The sequence below is a fragment of the Rhizobium leguminosarum genome (assembly GCF_004123835.1).
In the GTDB taxonomy this organism is placed as follows: Bacteria; Pseudomonadota; Alphaproteobacteria; order Rhizobiales; family Rhizobiaceae; genus Rhizobium; species Rhizobium leguminosarum_M.
The window spans coordinates 198,395-212,079 of the sequence record NZ_MZMU01000015.1 but is presented as its reverse complement, the minus strand read 5'-3'; the positions used below and the strand labels follow the sequence as shown (position 1 = coordinate 212,079).

Sequence of the window (13,685 nt, the reverse complement as noted above, 5' to 3'; positions counted from 1 at the left end):
TGTCCTAATTGTAGCCTCGCGCGGTGCGGAAGGCGGTGGCGAGATCCGAACCGCCGTCGAACACGCGCGCCGAGGTCAGCTTGGCGAGGCTGTCGAGCTGGGACTTGTCGGCATCGCCGAATGTGATGCCGAAGATCGGCACATGCGGCTCCATCGCGTTCCATTCGTTCGTGAAGGCCCGGCTTTGATCATCGGACTTGCCATCAGTCATGATGACGATTGCAGGCAGATAAGTCGATAGCTTGTCAGTTCGGGCAATCTGCTGCAGAGCCCGTTCGGCGCAGGCATACATGTTCGTGCCGCCATTCGCCTTCTGCCGGGAAATCTCGTTTAGCAGACCTTCCTGCTCCAGCGGGTTTCCACTCGCCATGAAGATGTTGCGCACGCTGCCGTCGAAGGGAATGACGATGATCTGATCGGCGGGCGACCATTGTACCAGCACCTTGCTCGCCTCGTCGGGCGTCAACAGGAAACGCATCGCCTTCTGCAACTGGTCCTCGCCGTCCCCTTGCATCGAGCCGGAAAAATCGAGGCAGAGCGCGGTCAGCGAAGGTTTGCGCAGCGCGGCCTGATAAAGGTTGAGCGCCTGGCGGATGACGCCCGCCTCCGGCATGCGGATCGCCGTCACCAGCCGGGCGGGATCGAAATTCCAGTTTGGCTCCGGCTTTGCGGCAATGCCGGTCAAGGGAATGCGCCGGCCGGTATCGGCAATGCGCTGCTGCACGGGGGCCGAGCTCAGATAGGCGAGCAGATCGTTGAAGAAGGTCTGGACTTCGGGGCCGCGGCCATGATCGACGAAACCGATCGGCGAATCCGCCATGGCCACACCATCTGCCGGATAGATCGCGTACAGCGGTTCCTGCGACAGGGCGGCGAGCTTGCCGTTGGTTTCCTTCAGCACCGCCTCGTAATTCCACATCGCGTCATAGACAGTGCCCTTGCCGGCGGATTCGACATAAAGATCGGCAAGCCAGCCGGAAGAGCCGGAAGAGCGCACGACACCTGACAGCAGCGACCGGACGCTCTCCTGGACGTGTCTGTCGTCGAGATCGCCGGGTTCGATCACCGGCTTGTTGCCGAGCGCGCTCGACAGCATGGCAAGATAGGCGCTGGCACCCGAATTGGATTGCGTCGCCGAGGTCATCAGGAACTTCAGCGATCCGCTCTCGACGGCAGCGAGAATGTCCTTCATGAAGACGTCCTTGCCGATCCAGCCGAGCTGCTGCGCCTTCGACCTGCGCACGCCCAATACCACCGGCGTCTGGGCGATCGAGGTCAGACTCTTGACGCGGCGCTTGGTGTCGAACATGTCGACCCAGACGCTGGAGGCCGGCCAGACCGCATCCTGCGCGACGCCCTGGTCGCTCTGCAGCGCGAGGCCGATATCGAGGGTGCCCTCATATTTGAAGGTGCAGGTGGCGTTCTTCTGCTTGCAGAATTCCTCGACGATCGGCTGCAGAACGGTATTCTCCGATCCCGATACGATCGAGAAATCCGGCCCCTGGCCAAAGGGATTGCAGCCGGCAAGGGGCAGAAGGGCAAGAAGTGCCAGGCCTGAAAGCAGTGCTCGCATCGTCATATTGCCGATCACGCCTGGGTCATAGCCTTCTTGAGTTCGACCGTCATCTGCTCCATCTGCTGTTCGGCGAGCGCCCGCTTCCGGCGCCCCTCCTCCTGCACCCGCAGCACGCCTGATATGGTATCGATCAGATCCCTGTTCGCCTTGGCGAGCGTGTCGATATCGACAATGCCGCGTTGCGACTGCTGCTCGATGGCGATCGCCTGGTCCTTCATCATCTCGGATGCCTGGCGGATCATGTCGTTGGTGGCGTCGGTCACCGCCTTCTGCAGGTCAAGCGCCGATTTCTGCCGTGTCAGGCCGAGCAGGATCACCATCTTCTGTTTCCAGGCAGGCACCGTCAGCGCCGACGTCGCCTGCAGGTTTTCGATCAGCGTCTCGTCACCCGCCTGGACGATGCGGATCTGCGGCAATTGCTGGATGCCAAGCTGGCGGGCCTGCTGCAGGTAGAAGACCCGCTTTTCCAGCCGGTCGAGCGCCTGCAGGCTGTCCTGATAGGTCTGCGCCTCCAGCATGCCGCCGCCCGGGCCGGTCGCTGCCGCCTCGGCTTGCGCCTTCAGCCCCGGCAGATCGACGCTGCGAAAACGCTCGGCGAAAGTCTTGCCGGCCTGAACATAGGCCTCGAGCCGCATGATCGATTGCCTGGTTTCCTCATGCAGGTCATCGAGCAGCGCAATGTCGCGCCTCAGCGTATCCTTATGGCGGTCGAGCTCCAGGCCGATCCGGTCGATCTGGCCGGCCACGTCCTCGAATTCCGCCTTGAAGCGTTCGAGCCGGGCCTTGGCCGAGAGAAACATGCGGCTGAGGAAACCCTTATCCTTCAACGATGCCGGATCGAGGCTTTTCGATTTAAGGATGATGTCGGTCAAGAGGCGGCCGACATCGCCGAGGTCCTTGTTGCGGACTTCGCGCAGGATCCTGTCAGCATAATCGCTGACCGCCTGCTGGGCGCGGTCGCCATAGACCGAGATGCCGGCACGGTCAGTGATGTTGATGCTATCGGAAATGCGGGCAATTTCCGCCGGATCGGCGACAACAACCGGCAGGGCGGCATTCTGAACAGTCGCGAGATCGGTGTCGGCCATGGTTCGGGCTTTCAAGCTTGCGATGCGTAATGGTCTAGGCAGTCTAGCAAATAGACGTCATCGCAATGGCTTGGCCGCCAGGATCGCACCGACCCGAAAAGCAGGACGACAGACGGCGACTCAGTCATCGCTAATCGCCGAACCATAGTGAATTTTATGATACAGTTTTATGACAGGCGAGATCTCGTCGCCTACTTGCAAACCTCGGCCTTGCGGTCGAGCAGCTCCAGCTTGGCGAGCTTGCCGGTCAGGACGAAATCGCCGTAATCCATCGTCAGGTCGCGGGTGATGCCGTTCTCGTAGAGCTTGAAGGACATGCGGTAGACCGGCAAAGCGTCCGATTTCGCACTCTCGTTGAAATAGGCGATCGTCACCGGCCAGAAGGCCGTCTTGGAAAAGGCGCCGGCGTTGCCGGCATCGGCTTCCTCGGCGATCGGCGTCTCCTGCTTGCCGACGATCGTCGTCGTCGCCAGCGACTTGTCGCCGTCGTCCGAACCGTCGAAGACGCGCGCCTCGAAGAAGCGCTTGCCGTCCTTGGCGTGCTGAATCACATCGAGCATATGTTCCGTGGGAAAACGGCTTTCAGCAAGCTGCAGCTCGCGGCTCGCCGGCTGCTTGAGATCGACCTTGACGCCATCAGGCTGGTCCTGCGCTGCGCCGTTGACCTCTTTATCGAGCTGCTCGTCGGTGAAGGATTTGGTGTCGAAGGTGAACTTGCCGTCCTTCAGGTTTTCGAAGGTCTTGGTCTGCTGGTCGCTGACACGCACGCTGTCGCCGGTGTCGATCTGCGTCACAAAGCGGAAGTTGGTGGTAAAGCCCTGGCAATAGCTGCCGTCGAACTCATAGACCATGCGACCATACATGCCGGCGATGCCAGAGCGGTCCGAGGCGTCCTTCAGTTCCAGATCGTAGACCGCGCGATGGGCGACGAGGCCGGTCGCGATCGCAGCGCTCACCGCGGGCGCAGCCGCCCATGCATTGGCGGAAACGCTGGCGAGAAGCAGAGCGACAAGACTCGATCGGAACATTCATTAACTCCTGTTGGACTCGGTCGCGATGTTATAAGAACGCTTTCGGCCAAATCGAGGCTCGAAACTGTCATATTAAAGATTCTAGTCTTGATGCATAATTTTTGAAGAATTGACAACAAAAGCGGAGACGAAAATGTCCGATGAAATTGCAGCGCGCCTGATTGAGATGGGGATAACCCTGCCCGAAGCCGCAGCACCTGCTGCAAATTACGTTCCCTATGTCATCAGCGGCAATCTTCTCTACATCTCCGGCCAGTTGCCGCTCGAAGGCGGCAAGGTCACCGTCTCGGGCCATCTCGGCAAGACCGTCGACGTTGCAATGGGCCAGCGCGGCGCCGAACTCTGCGCCATTAACATCCTTGCCCAGGCGAAGGCGGCACTTGGCGGCGATCTCGGCCGCATCCGGCGCGTCATCAAGCTGAACGGCTTCGTCGCCTCGGCGCCCGACTTCGTCGAGCAGCATCTCGTCATCAACGGCGCTTCGAACCTGATTGCCGGCGTGCTTGGCGAAGCCGGCAAACATGCGCGTGCCGCTGTCGGCATGGCGGCCCTGCCGCTGAATGCCGCCGTTGAGATAGACGCTATCATGGAAATCGCAGAATGACCAATGCTGCCTGGATCAGGGACCTGCCGGTCGCCCATCGCGGCTATCACGATCTCAACACGCATGTCTGGGAAAACACGCTTTCGGCCTTCTCGCGCGCCGTCGAAGCAGGCTTTGCGATCGAATGCGACCTGCATTACGCCTCCGACGGCGTGCCGGTCGTCTTTCACGACGAGGATCTGCAGCGCCTGTGCAATCTCAACGGCGACATCCGCGAGCGCACCTCCCGGGAACTCGGACTGATCGCCGTTGGCGGCACGAGCGACAAGGTGCCGACGCTGCGCCAGCTTCTCGATCTCGTCGAGGGCAAGGTGCCGCTGGTGCTGGAGCTCAAGGGCCGCGAGGCCGATGACGAAGGTTTCGCCGAGGCTGTGCTCGAGGTGCTCGAAGGTTATGAGGGCAAGGTGGCGCTGATGAGCTTCGACCACTGGCTGCTGCGCGACCTGAAGGCGCTTGGCTCACCCTACCCGCTCGGGCTGACCGCCAACGGCAATACGCCGGAAGAGTTCAAGACGCATGCAAAGGCGATGGAGATCGGTCTCGATTTCATCTCCTATTATTATGACGACCTGCCGAATGCCTTCATCACAGGCGAACGCGAAAAGGGCATTCCCGTCATCACCTGGACGGTGCGTGACGAAGAGGCGCGCCGACGCACATTCGCCAATGCAGACCAGATGACCTTCGAAGGCTTCGATCCGCGTATGGCTGCTTGACGCTCGCTTTTTGGCCAAGATCATGCGCAGACTGAAGCAGAGCCGAGACCATCCCCAAAGGCTTCGCATTTGCTCCATGACTAATGAACTATCCATTCGCGTAGAACGCTCCTTCACCGCGATTTCCCCGGAGAGCTGGTCCAGGCTTTCCGGGGCATCGAAGACTTGCGGCACGCTTGCCTACAACCCATTCGTTTCGCACGCTTTTTTATCGTCGCTGGAGGAATCCGGCTCGGCCGATGCCCATACCGGCTGGCTTGGCCACCACCTGCTGCTCGAAACCGATCGCGGCGAACTGGTCGGCGCCCTGCCCGGCTACCTCAAGAACCACAGCCAGGGCGAATATGTCTTCGACCATGGCTGGGCCGACGCGTTCGAGCGGGCCGGCGGGCGTTATTATCCCAAACTTCAATGCTCGATCCCGTTTACCCCGGCGACAGGCCCGCGTCTTCTTGTCACCGAGGGCTTGCCGAGGCTACCAATCCAGAGCGCGATCGCCGAAAGCCTGAAGGAAGTCGTGCGCCGGCTCGGCATCTCCTCGGCCCATATCACCTTCGTGCCGGACGAGGAGATCGGCGTCTTCGAGATGGACGGCTATCTGCACCGCACCGACCAGCAGTTCCATTTCATCAATGACGGCTATGCCAATCACGAGGAATTTCTCGAAACGCTCGCCTCGCGCAAACGCAAGGCCTTGCGCAAGGAGCGCCGCGCCGCACTCGAAAACGGTATCAGCATCGACTGGCTGACCGGCCGCGACCTGACGGAACGCATCTGGGACCAGTTCTTCAAGTTTTACATGGATACCGGCGGGCGCAAGTGGGGCCGGCCCTACCTCACCCGTAAGTTCTATTCGCTGATCGGCGAACGCATGGCCGACGATATCCTGCTCGTCATGGCCAAACGCGACGGGCGCTATATCGCCGGCGCGATCAATTTCATCGGCGGCGATACACTCTACGGCCGTCACTGGGGCTGCATCGAGGATCATCCCTTCCTGCATTTCGAGGTCTGCTATCACCAGGCGATCGACTTCGCCCTGTCGAAAGGGCTGAAAAGGGTCGAGGCCGGAGCGCAAGGCGAACACAAGCTCGCCCGCGGCTATCTGCCGGTGACGACGCATTCCGCCCATTATGTCGCTCATGCCGGCCTTCGCCGGGCGATCGGCGACTATCTTGCCCGCGAGCGCGCCGATGTCGAACAGATGAGCGAGCTGCTGACCGAGCACAGCCCTTTCCGCAAGGGCGAACGTCAGCAGGAGGATTGACGCCGCCGCACCGGCCGCGTTACCCGATCAACGCATAATTCCCTAAATCGGAATCGATTTAGGGCTAAAATTATGCAGTAATTCAAAGTGCTACAGCGTCCCTTGCGCGTTTGAAAAGACGCACGCCCTGTGAAAAACGAGGAGATTTCGCGATGACCAGCCCGGCCGCTTACGACGATAACAACATCTTCGCCAAGGTCCTCCGCGGCGAAATCCCCTCGCACCGGGTTTACGAGGACGAGCATACCGTCGCCATCATGGATGTGATGCCGCAGGCGCCGGGCCACGTTCTTGTCCTTCCGAAGGCGGCGTCGCGCAATATTCTCGATGCCGATCCAGCCGCCCTCACCCATGCGATCACCGTGGTCCAAAAGATCGCCAATGCCCTGAAGGACGTCTTCGACGCCGATGGCGTGTTCATCGCCCAGTTCAACGAGCCGGCCGCCGGTCAAACGGTGTTCCATCTGCATTTCCACGTCATCCCGCGGCATGAAGGCACGGCCCTCAAGCCGCATTCCGGCAAGATGGAGGACGGTGCCGTGCTTGCCGGCAATGCCGAAAAGATCAGGGCAGCACTCGCGTAAGGTCAACACCAGTCGATTTCAGAGAATTCAATCCAGACAATCATTTGGAACAAGATCATGATCCGCCATACTGTCGCGTTCCGCCTGAAGCACGAAGCCGGCTCGGCTGAAGAAACGTCGTTCCTCGCCGACGCGCTGGTGCTTGGCAAGATCCCGAGCGTGCGGAATTTCGAGCAGCTTCGGCAGACGAGTCCAAAGAACGATTTTACCTTCGGCTTTTCGATGGAATTCGACGATCAGGCTGGCTACGACGCCTATAACGTCCATCCACTGCATGTTGCCTTCGTGCGCGACCGTTGGGTGCCCGAGGTCGCCGACTTTCTCGAGATCGACTACACCAGGCTCTGAAAGGGGCGTATGCAGATCCGGAAACGAAAAAGGCCGCTGAGAACGCGGCCTTTTCCAATTCGGTGACGGTATCTTACTTCTTGCGTGGAACCTTCGGAACCGCGCTTCCCTTCTTCGGGGCGTCGCGGACCTCAGGTTCGGCCTGCGGCACCGCTTTGGCGCGGGTCTTGCGGGCTGCCTTCGTCTTCAGCTCGCCGTCATCCCCATCATCGCCTTCGGGGTGGGCGACCTCGGCTTCGGGCTTCGGCTTGATCGGCGCAGTTTCCGAAATGGCTTCGAGCACGATGCCGGGCTTGCCATCTTCCTTCGGGCCGACGGTGACATTGACGACGCCGCCCTTCTTCAGCTTGCCGAACAGGATCTCGTTGGCGAGCGGCTTCTTGATCGTATCCTGAATGACGCGAGCAAGCGGGCGGGCGCCCATCTTCTCGTCGTAACCCTTTTCCGCCAGCCAGGCGATCGCATCCTCATGCAGGTCGAAGGTGACGTTCCTTTCGGAAAGCTGGGCCTCCAGCTGCATGATGAACTTCTGCACGACCTTGTGGATAACAGCCGTCGGCAGCGCCGCGAAAGGAATGATCGCGTCGAGACGGTTGCGGAATTCCGGCGTGAACAGGCGGGTCAGCGCCTCCTCGTCCTCGCCGGTGCGCTTGGACGAGCCGAAGCCGATCGCCGCCTTGGCCATTTCGGATGCGCCCGCATTGGTCGTCATGATCAGGATGACGTTGCGGAAGTCGATCTTCTTGCCGTTATGGTCGGTCAGCGTGCCGTGGTCCATGACCTGCAGCAGGATATTGTAGATGTCGGGATGTGCCTTCTCGATTTCGTCGAGCAGGACCACGCAATGCGGATGCTGGTCGACGCCATCGGTCAGAAGGCCGCCCTGGTCGAAGCCGACATAGCCGGGAGGCGCGCCGAGCAGACGCGAAACCGTGTGCCGCTCCATATATTCCGACATGTCGAAGCGCAGGAGTTCGACGCCGAGCGACGAAGCAAGCTGCTTTGCGACCTCGGTCTTGCCGACGCCGGTCGGACCGGAGAAGACATAGGCGCCGATCGGCTTGTTCGGCTCGCGAAGACCGGCACGCGCCAGCTTGATCGAGGTCGAAAGGGCTTCGATCGCGATATCCTGGCCGTAGACCACCGAACGCAGTTCCTGCTCGAGATTGGCGAGCACGGCTTCGTCGTCCTTGGAGACGGTCTTCGGCGGAATGCGCGCCATCGTGGCAACCGTCGCCTCGATCTCCTTTTCGGTGATCAGCTTGCGGCGCTTCGACGGCGGCAACAGCATCTGGGCCGCACCGGTTTCGTCGATCACGTCGATCGCCTTGTCGGGCAGCTTGCGGTCGGAGATGTAACGGGCCGACAGTTCGACGGCCGACTTGATGGCATCGTTCGAATAACGCAGGTGGTGATACTCTTCGAAATAAGGCTTCAAGCCCTTCATGATCTCGATCGCATCATCGATCGACGGCTCGCTGACGTCGATCTTCTGGAAACGACGGACCAGCGCCCGGTCCTTCTCGAAGAACTGGCGGTATTCCTTGTAGGTGGTCGAACCGATGCAGCGAATCGCGCCCGATGACAGGGCCGGCTTCAGGAGGTTCGATGCGTCCATCGCACCGCCCGAGGTGGCGCCAGCGCCGATCACCGTGTGGATCTCGTCGATGAAGAGCACGGCGCCCGGATATTCTTCCAGTTCCTTGACGACCTGCTTCAGGCGCTCTTCGAAATCGCCACGGTAGCGCGTGCCGGCCAAGAGCGTGCCCATGTCGAGCGAGAAGATCGTCGCATCGGCGAGCGCTTCCGGAACCTTGCCTTCGACGATGCGCTTGGCAAGGCCTTCGGCGATCGCCGTCTTGCCGACGCCAGGATCACCGACATAGAGCGGATTGTTCTTCGAACGGCGGCACAGGATCTGAATCGTGCGGCTGACCTCGGCGTGACGGCCGATCAGCGGATCGATCTTGCCGCCCTTGGCCTTCTCGTTGAGATTGACGCAATAGGCCTTGAGCGCATCCTGCTGCTTCTTCGGGCCGCCCTCTTCCTCGCCGCCGCGCGCCGTCGGCTTGCTGCTTTCGGCTTCGTCCTCAGCGCCGCGTGGGGGACGCACATCCGAAGCGCCCGGCCGCTTGCCGATGCCGTGGGAGATATAGTTGACGGCATCGTAGCGGGTCATCTCCTGCTCCTGCAGGAAATAGGCGGCATGGCTTTCGCGCTCGGCGAAGATGGCGACGAGCACGTTGGCGCCGGTCACCTCTTCGCGGCCGGACGATTGCACGTGGATGACGGCACGCTGAATGACGCGCTGGAAGCCGGAGGTCGGCTTCGAATCCTCGTCATATCCGGTGATCAGGTTGGAAAGTTCGTTATCGACATATTCGACGAGCGTCTTGCGCAACGCGTCGAGATCGACATTGCAGGCACCCATGACCGCGGCCGCATCGGCATCGTCGATCAGGGCGAGCAGCAGATGCTCGAGCGTCGCATATTCGTGGTGCCGCTCGTTGGCAAAGGTCAGTGCCTGATGGAGCGCCTTCTCTAAACTAGGCGAAAATGTTGGCACGTTCAGATCCTCACTTCTTTTCCATGACGCATTGCAGCGGATGCTGGTGCTGCCGGGCGAAGTCCATCACCTGGCTGACCTTCGTTTCCGCTACCTCGTATGTGAATATTCCGCATTCGCCGACGCCGTGGTTATGGACATGGAGCATGATGCGGGTGGCACTTTCACGATCCTTCTGAAAAAAACGCTCCAGAATATGGATGACGAATTCCATGGGAGTGTAGTCGTCATTCAAAAGCAGCACGCGATAGAGGTTGGGCTTCTTGGTCTTCGGCTTGGTGCGTGTGATGACCGAGGTTCGATTTGCGTTGTCCCCGTTCCTTTCGCTGTCGTTCTGCATCCGGATCGGCTTTGCGATCATTGTCATTCATTCCTCAAGCAATCCGGCGGAGCATGGGAGGGTGCTTTTCCCGCCGAATATCTGAAACACTAACTTAGTTCATAATAGGCTGATTTTAAGCCCCCTGTCAGACACTGCAATCAAGAAATGGCCGGCATGCACGGGAAAGACCAAAAAAGTCCCCAAAGCATGTCGCGCAACACCGTGCAGCGGTTTTGCGGTAACGACATGCGTAAAAACAAAGACCTAAAGCGCGAAGAGCGAATCTGAAAGACTGCGACGCGCTTTAGCCGATCCCATGCGGGCGCTGCAGCGAAAGCGGAAACAAAAAGACCGGCTACAGATGCGTAGCCGGCCCTCGTTTTTCAATATGTAGCGCAGGTTGCGCCTTTGAAATCAGTTCATGCAGCAGCAGGCGTCGCCGACGGCGCCGACTTGGCGGTCTTGACGACGGCAGCGGCGATTGGCGCTTCATAGGGCTTATAGGCTGATTTGGCGAGATCGGCATACATCTCACTGAGCTTCGTCGTCTCGGAGACAAAGCCTTCAAAATACGCTTTGACGTAGTTCGTCTGCAGCTCGAAAGCGGCCTCGAAGCTCTTGACGCCGGCCAGCGTTTCGAAATGCGTCACCGCGTCCTGAAAGGATTTCTTCGAATATTCAGTGGCTTCAGCGGCGATCGCCTGAAAGCCCTTGGTCGTGTCGGAATAAGTTTTCAGGGCCGTGTCGACGGCTTCCTTGCTCTTCTTGTTGGCGTCTTCAATGTTGAACATGAGCCATCCTCCGTTGGGCTGTTGGTGGCGGCAGGGTAGCTGCAATGCACAAATAGTCAAGTAGTCTTGTGCGTTGCAAAACATCCAGTAGTTGCATTACAATAATGTGACAAAGCCCGCGCGCCGGGGCACGTACGTCTTTAACTGATTTTGCTAAAATATATCAGAATGCCGCAACCGGAAGTTTTGAATAAATTCTCGTTCCGAATCGAAAAAACGAAAAAAGGACCGAACGGATCGCGCCGTTCGGTCCTTTTGAAGCTTTCGAACGCGATCAGAGATCGACGTCGAGGATCGCCATCGAAAAGTTGTAGGAGCGGTCGCCGTCCTCATCATCGATATAGACGACACCCAGAAATTCTTCGCCGAGATAGACTTCCGCAGAATCATCCTTGCGCGGACGCGCCTTGACGATCATCTGCGGATTGAACATGCGCTTGAAATAGGCGTCGAGCTTCTTGATTTCTTCTGGCTTCACTCTGTCATCTCCGTAAGCGGTCTTGATTGGCCGCTTCTTGCACAGGAAATGCAGCGGTGTAAAGGCAAGGTTGCCGTTTGCTCTAGGCTCTCCCCGCTCGGATCCCGCCGACTTTTCCTATCCTTGTTTCCAACGGGCGCTCAGATATCGGCGCCGATCACCTGGTCCATATTGCGCGACGGCTCGGAACAACCGGCCTCGCCGACGACCTTGGCCGGCACACCCGCCACCGTCTTCTTGGGCGGCACCGCCTTCAACACGACGGAGCCGGCGGCGACGCGTGAGCAATAGCCGATCTCGATATTGCCGAGGATCTTGGCGCCGGCGCCGATCATGACGCCGGAGCCGATCTTCGGATGGCGGTCGGCGCCCTCCTTGCCGGTGCCGCCGAGTGTGACGCCGTGCAGGATCGAGACGTTGTCGCCGATGACGGCCGTCTCGCCGACGACGAGGCCGGTGGCGTGATCGAGGAAGATGCCCTTGCCGATCCGGGCGGCCGGATTGATGTCGGTCTGGAAGACGCTGGAGGAGCGGCTCTGCAGATAGAGCGCAAAGTCACGCCGGCCGCGGTTCAAGAGCCAATGGGCCAGACGATGTGTCTGCAGCGCATGGAAGCCCTTGAAATAAAGCACCGCCTCCATGAAGCGCAGGCATGCGGGATCGCGGTCATAGATCGCCTGGATATCGACGCGCAGGATGGAGCTCCAGTCAGGCCAGTCGAGGAGCATTTCCTCGAAGGTCTGGCGAAGCAGGTTCGCCTGCATGTCGGGGTGATCGAGACGTTCGCAGATGCGGTGGATGACGCATTCCTCGAGCGAATGGTAGTTGATCACGGTCGAATAGAGGAAGGCGGCGAGAACCGGGTCCCGTTCGGCGGCGAGCCGGGCTTCCTCGCGCAGGCTGTCCCAGATGGGATCCATCACCTTCAGGGGATGGCCTGTGTCAAAAGCACGAATGTCAGTCTTTGCGACCATCGCCGCTCTCCTCGCTGCCAGCCGGAATGCCGTTTTCGGAATGCCAATATATAGAGGAAAACGCCAATAACATAAATGGGTGCCGTCGCCATGGTTTTTTAGCATGGTTTTTCGGCATCACGATGTTGTTAGCTATGGGCGACCCTTGCATAGAAGGCCAGCACCGCCTGCTTGAAAACCCTGTCGCCGACGGCGAGCATATGATCGCGGCCCGGAATATCGAGCGCTTCGGCATTCTGCATCAGCGCCGCCAATTCCTGCGGCGAGCCGGCGATATCATCCTTCGTGCCGACGCCGATCACCGTCGGCATATCGAGCTTGGCCATATCGGAGCGGGCGACGAGATCGCGCGAGCCGCGGATACAGTTGGCAAGAGCGACCCGGTCGCTCTTTGTCTGCTCGGCGAAGGCGCGGAACATGCGGCCGCGGGCATGCGTCACCGCCTCCAGCGAGGGAGCCAGTAGCGCATCGGCAATCGGGTCCCAGTCGCCGACGCCGTCGGTCATGCCGATGCCGAGGCCGCCGAGCACCAGTGAACGGACGCGATGCGGATTGGCAAGTGCGGCAAAAACGGAAATGCGCGCGCCCATCGAATAGCCCATGACATTGGCTTCGGGGATGCCGAGATGGTCGAGCAGCGCGATCGCATCGCCGGCCATGACCCATGGACGATAGGCTTCGGCATCATGCGGTTTGTCGCTTGCGCCATGGCCGCGATTGTCCATGGCGATCACCCGGTAGCCGGCATCACCAAGCGTCTTCAGCCAGCCCGGATGCACCCAGTTGACGTTTGCGGTCGAGGCAAAGCCGTGGATCAACAATACGGGCACACCGGCCGGATGGCCCTCATCGAAGAAGGCGAGCTGCAATCCGTCATGGGTGAAGCTCGAAAATGCGGGTGTATTCAGGTTCATCGGACCTTCCTTTTTGGCGCGACCATAATCGAGCGGCCTTTCATCGTGAAGCCAAAAACTGCGGCTAAAAACTGTGCCCGGCGCGGCGGTTTGGCTCTACACATTTGCGGCGAAGGCTTATAAGGTTCCCGCACATTTCAAAGCATTCGGAGAGCGACATGGCCGGCCACAACATTCCCCACTTCCAGAACGACGGCGGTCACCGCGTTATCGAAGTCGGCGTCAAGGAATTCATGTGCACCGGCGCTTCGGCTCCCTTCGATCATCCGCATATCTTCATCGACATGGGCGACGACAACGAGAAGGTCTGTTCCTACTGCTCGACGCTCTATCGCTTCAATTCCGCGCTCAAGCCCAGCCAGACGAATCCGGCCGGCTGCGTTTTCCACGTGAAGGCGGCGTAGTCAGTCCAGATCCGGATCGGAC

General features: G+C 59.8%; 15 protein-coding genes. 6 read left to right on the top strand and 9 right to left on the bottom strand.

The window, feature by feature from the left end:
- Positions 1–4 precede the first annotated feature (4 nt).
- The 3 genes from B5P46_RS23270 to B5P46_RS23260 all read right to left on the bottom strand — a co-directional run bounded on the left by B5P46_RS23270 (position 5) and on the right by B5P46_RS23260 (position 3,692).
- Complete coding sequence (locus tag B5P46_RS23270) at positions 5–1,573, bottom strand: substrate-binding domain-containing protein (protein WP_129420956.1); 1,569 nt, start codon at positions 1,571–1,573, stop codon at positions 5–7.
- A gap of 14 nt (positions 1,574–1,587) precedes the next feature.
- Positions 1,588–2,664: a toxic anion resistance protein gene (locus B5P46_RS23265; protein WP_129420778.1), complete on the bottom strand. Its 1,077-nt coding sequence runs from the start codon at positions 2,662–2,664 to the stop codon at positions 1,588–1,590.
- Between the two features lie 191 nt (positions 2,665–2,855).
- Positions 2,856–3,692 carry a cell envelope integrity EipB family protein gene (locus B5P46_RS23260; RefSeq protein WP_129420777.1) on the bottom strand — a complete coding sequence of 279 codons (837 nt, stop codon included), beginning with the start codon at positions 3,690–3,692 and terminating at the stop codon, positions 2,856–2,858.
- A gap of 136 nt (positions 3,693–3,828) precedes the next feature.
- Between B5P46_RS23260 and B5P46_RS23255 the strand changes: the two genes are divergently transcribed.
- The 5 genes from B5P46_RS23255 (at position 3,829) to B5P46_RS23230 (ending at position 7,214) form a co-directional block, all read left to right on the top strand.
- Positions 3,829–4,299, top strand: a complete 471-nt coding sequence (locus B5P46_RS23255; protein WP_129420776.1) for a RidA family protein — start codon at positions 3,829–3,831, stop codon at positions 4,297–4,299.
- Positions 4,296–5,015, top strand: coding sequence for a glycerophosphodiester phosphodiesterase (locus tag B5P46_RS23250; RefSeq protein WP_129420775.1), 720 nt, complete (start codon positions 4,296–4,298; stop codon positions 5,013–5,015). Before B5P46_RS23255 ends, B5P46_RS23250 begins: the two co-directional genes overlap by 4 nt.
- Positions 5,016–5,091: 76 nt before the next feature.
- Positions 5,092–6,282, top strand: a complete 1,191-nt coding sequence (locus tag B5P46_RS23245) for a GNAT family N-acetyltransferase (protein WP_129420774.1) — start codon at positions 5,092–5,094, stop codon at positions 6,280–6,282.
- Positions 6,283–6,434: 152 nt separating this feature from the next.
- Positions 6,435–6,866, top strand: coding sequence for an HIT family protein (locus B5P46_RS23235; protein ID WP_129420772.1), 432 nt, complete (start codon positions 6,435–6,437; stop codon positions 6,864–6,866).
- A gap of 57 nt (positions 6,867–6,923) precedes the next feature.
- Positions 6,924–7,214 (top strand): Dabb family protein, encoded by a 291-nt coding sequence (locus tag B5P46_RS23230; RefSeq protein WP_129420771.1) that lies wholly within the window; start codon positions 6,924–6,926, stop codon positions 7,212–7,214.
- Positions 7,215–7,287: 73 nt separating this feature from the next.
- Here B5P46_RS23230 and clpA read toward each other — a convergent pair whose 3' ends face one another.
- The 6 genes from clpA to B5P46_RS23200 all read right to left on the bottom strand — a co-directional run bounded on the left by clpA (position 7,288) and on the right by B5P46_RS23200 (position 13,259).
- Positions 7,288–9,780, bottom strand: a complete 2,493-nt coding sequence (gene clpA / locus B5P46_RS23225; RefSeq protein ID WP_129420770.1) for an ATP-dependent Clp protease ATP-binding subunit ClpA — start codon at positions 9,778–9,780, stop codon at positions 7,288–7,290.
- Positions 9,781–9,790: 10 nt separating this feature from the next.
- On the bottom strand, positions 9,791–10,141 hold the full coding sequence (gene clpS / locus B5P46_RS23220; RefSeq protein WP_017988219.1) for an ATP-dependent Clp protease adapter ClpS: 351 nt from the start codon (positions 10,139–10,141) through the stop codon (positions 9,791–9,793).
- Between the two features lie 380 nt (positions 10,142–10,521).
- Complete coding sequence (locus tag B5P46_RS23215) at positions 10,522–10,893, bottom strand: phasin family protein (RefSeq protein ID WP_129420769.1); 372 nt, start codon at positions 10,891–10,893, stop codon at positions 10,522–10,524.
- A gap of 274 nt (positions 10,894–11,167) precedes the next feature.
- Positions 11,168–11,371, bottom strand: coding sequence for a DUF3126 family protein (locus B5P46_RS23210; RefSeq protein ID WP_003539277.1), 204 nt, complete (start codon positions 11,369–11,371; stop codon positions 11,168–11,170).
- Positions 11,372–11,511: 140 nt separating this feature from the next.
- Positions 11,512–12,345 (bottom strand): serine O-acetyltransferase, encoded by an 834-nt coding sequence (gene cysE, locus B5P46_RS23205; protein WP_003539276.1) that lies wholly within the window; start codon positions 12,343–12,345, stop codon positions 11,512–11,514.
- A gap of 128 nt (positions 12,346–12,473) precedes the next feature.
- Complete coding sequence (locus B5P46_RS23200; RefSeq protein WP_129420768.1) at positions 12,474–13,259, bottom strand: alpha/beta fold hydrolase; 786 nt, start codon at positions 13,257–13,259, stop codon at positions 12,474–12,476.
- Positions 13,260–13,417: 158 nt separating this feature from the next.
- On the opposite strand from B5P46_RS23200, the gene B5P46_RS23195 reads away from it, so the two are divergent.
- Positions 13,418–13,663: a zinc-finger domain-containing protein gene (locus B5P46_RS23195; protein ID WP_003539274.1), complete on the top strand. Its 246-nt coding sequence runs from the start codon at positions 13,418–13,420 to the stop codon at positions 13,661–13,663.
- Positions 13,664–13,685: the final 22 nt, after the last annotated feature.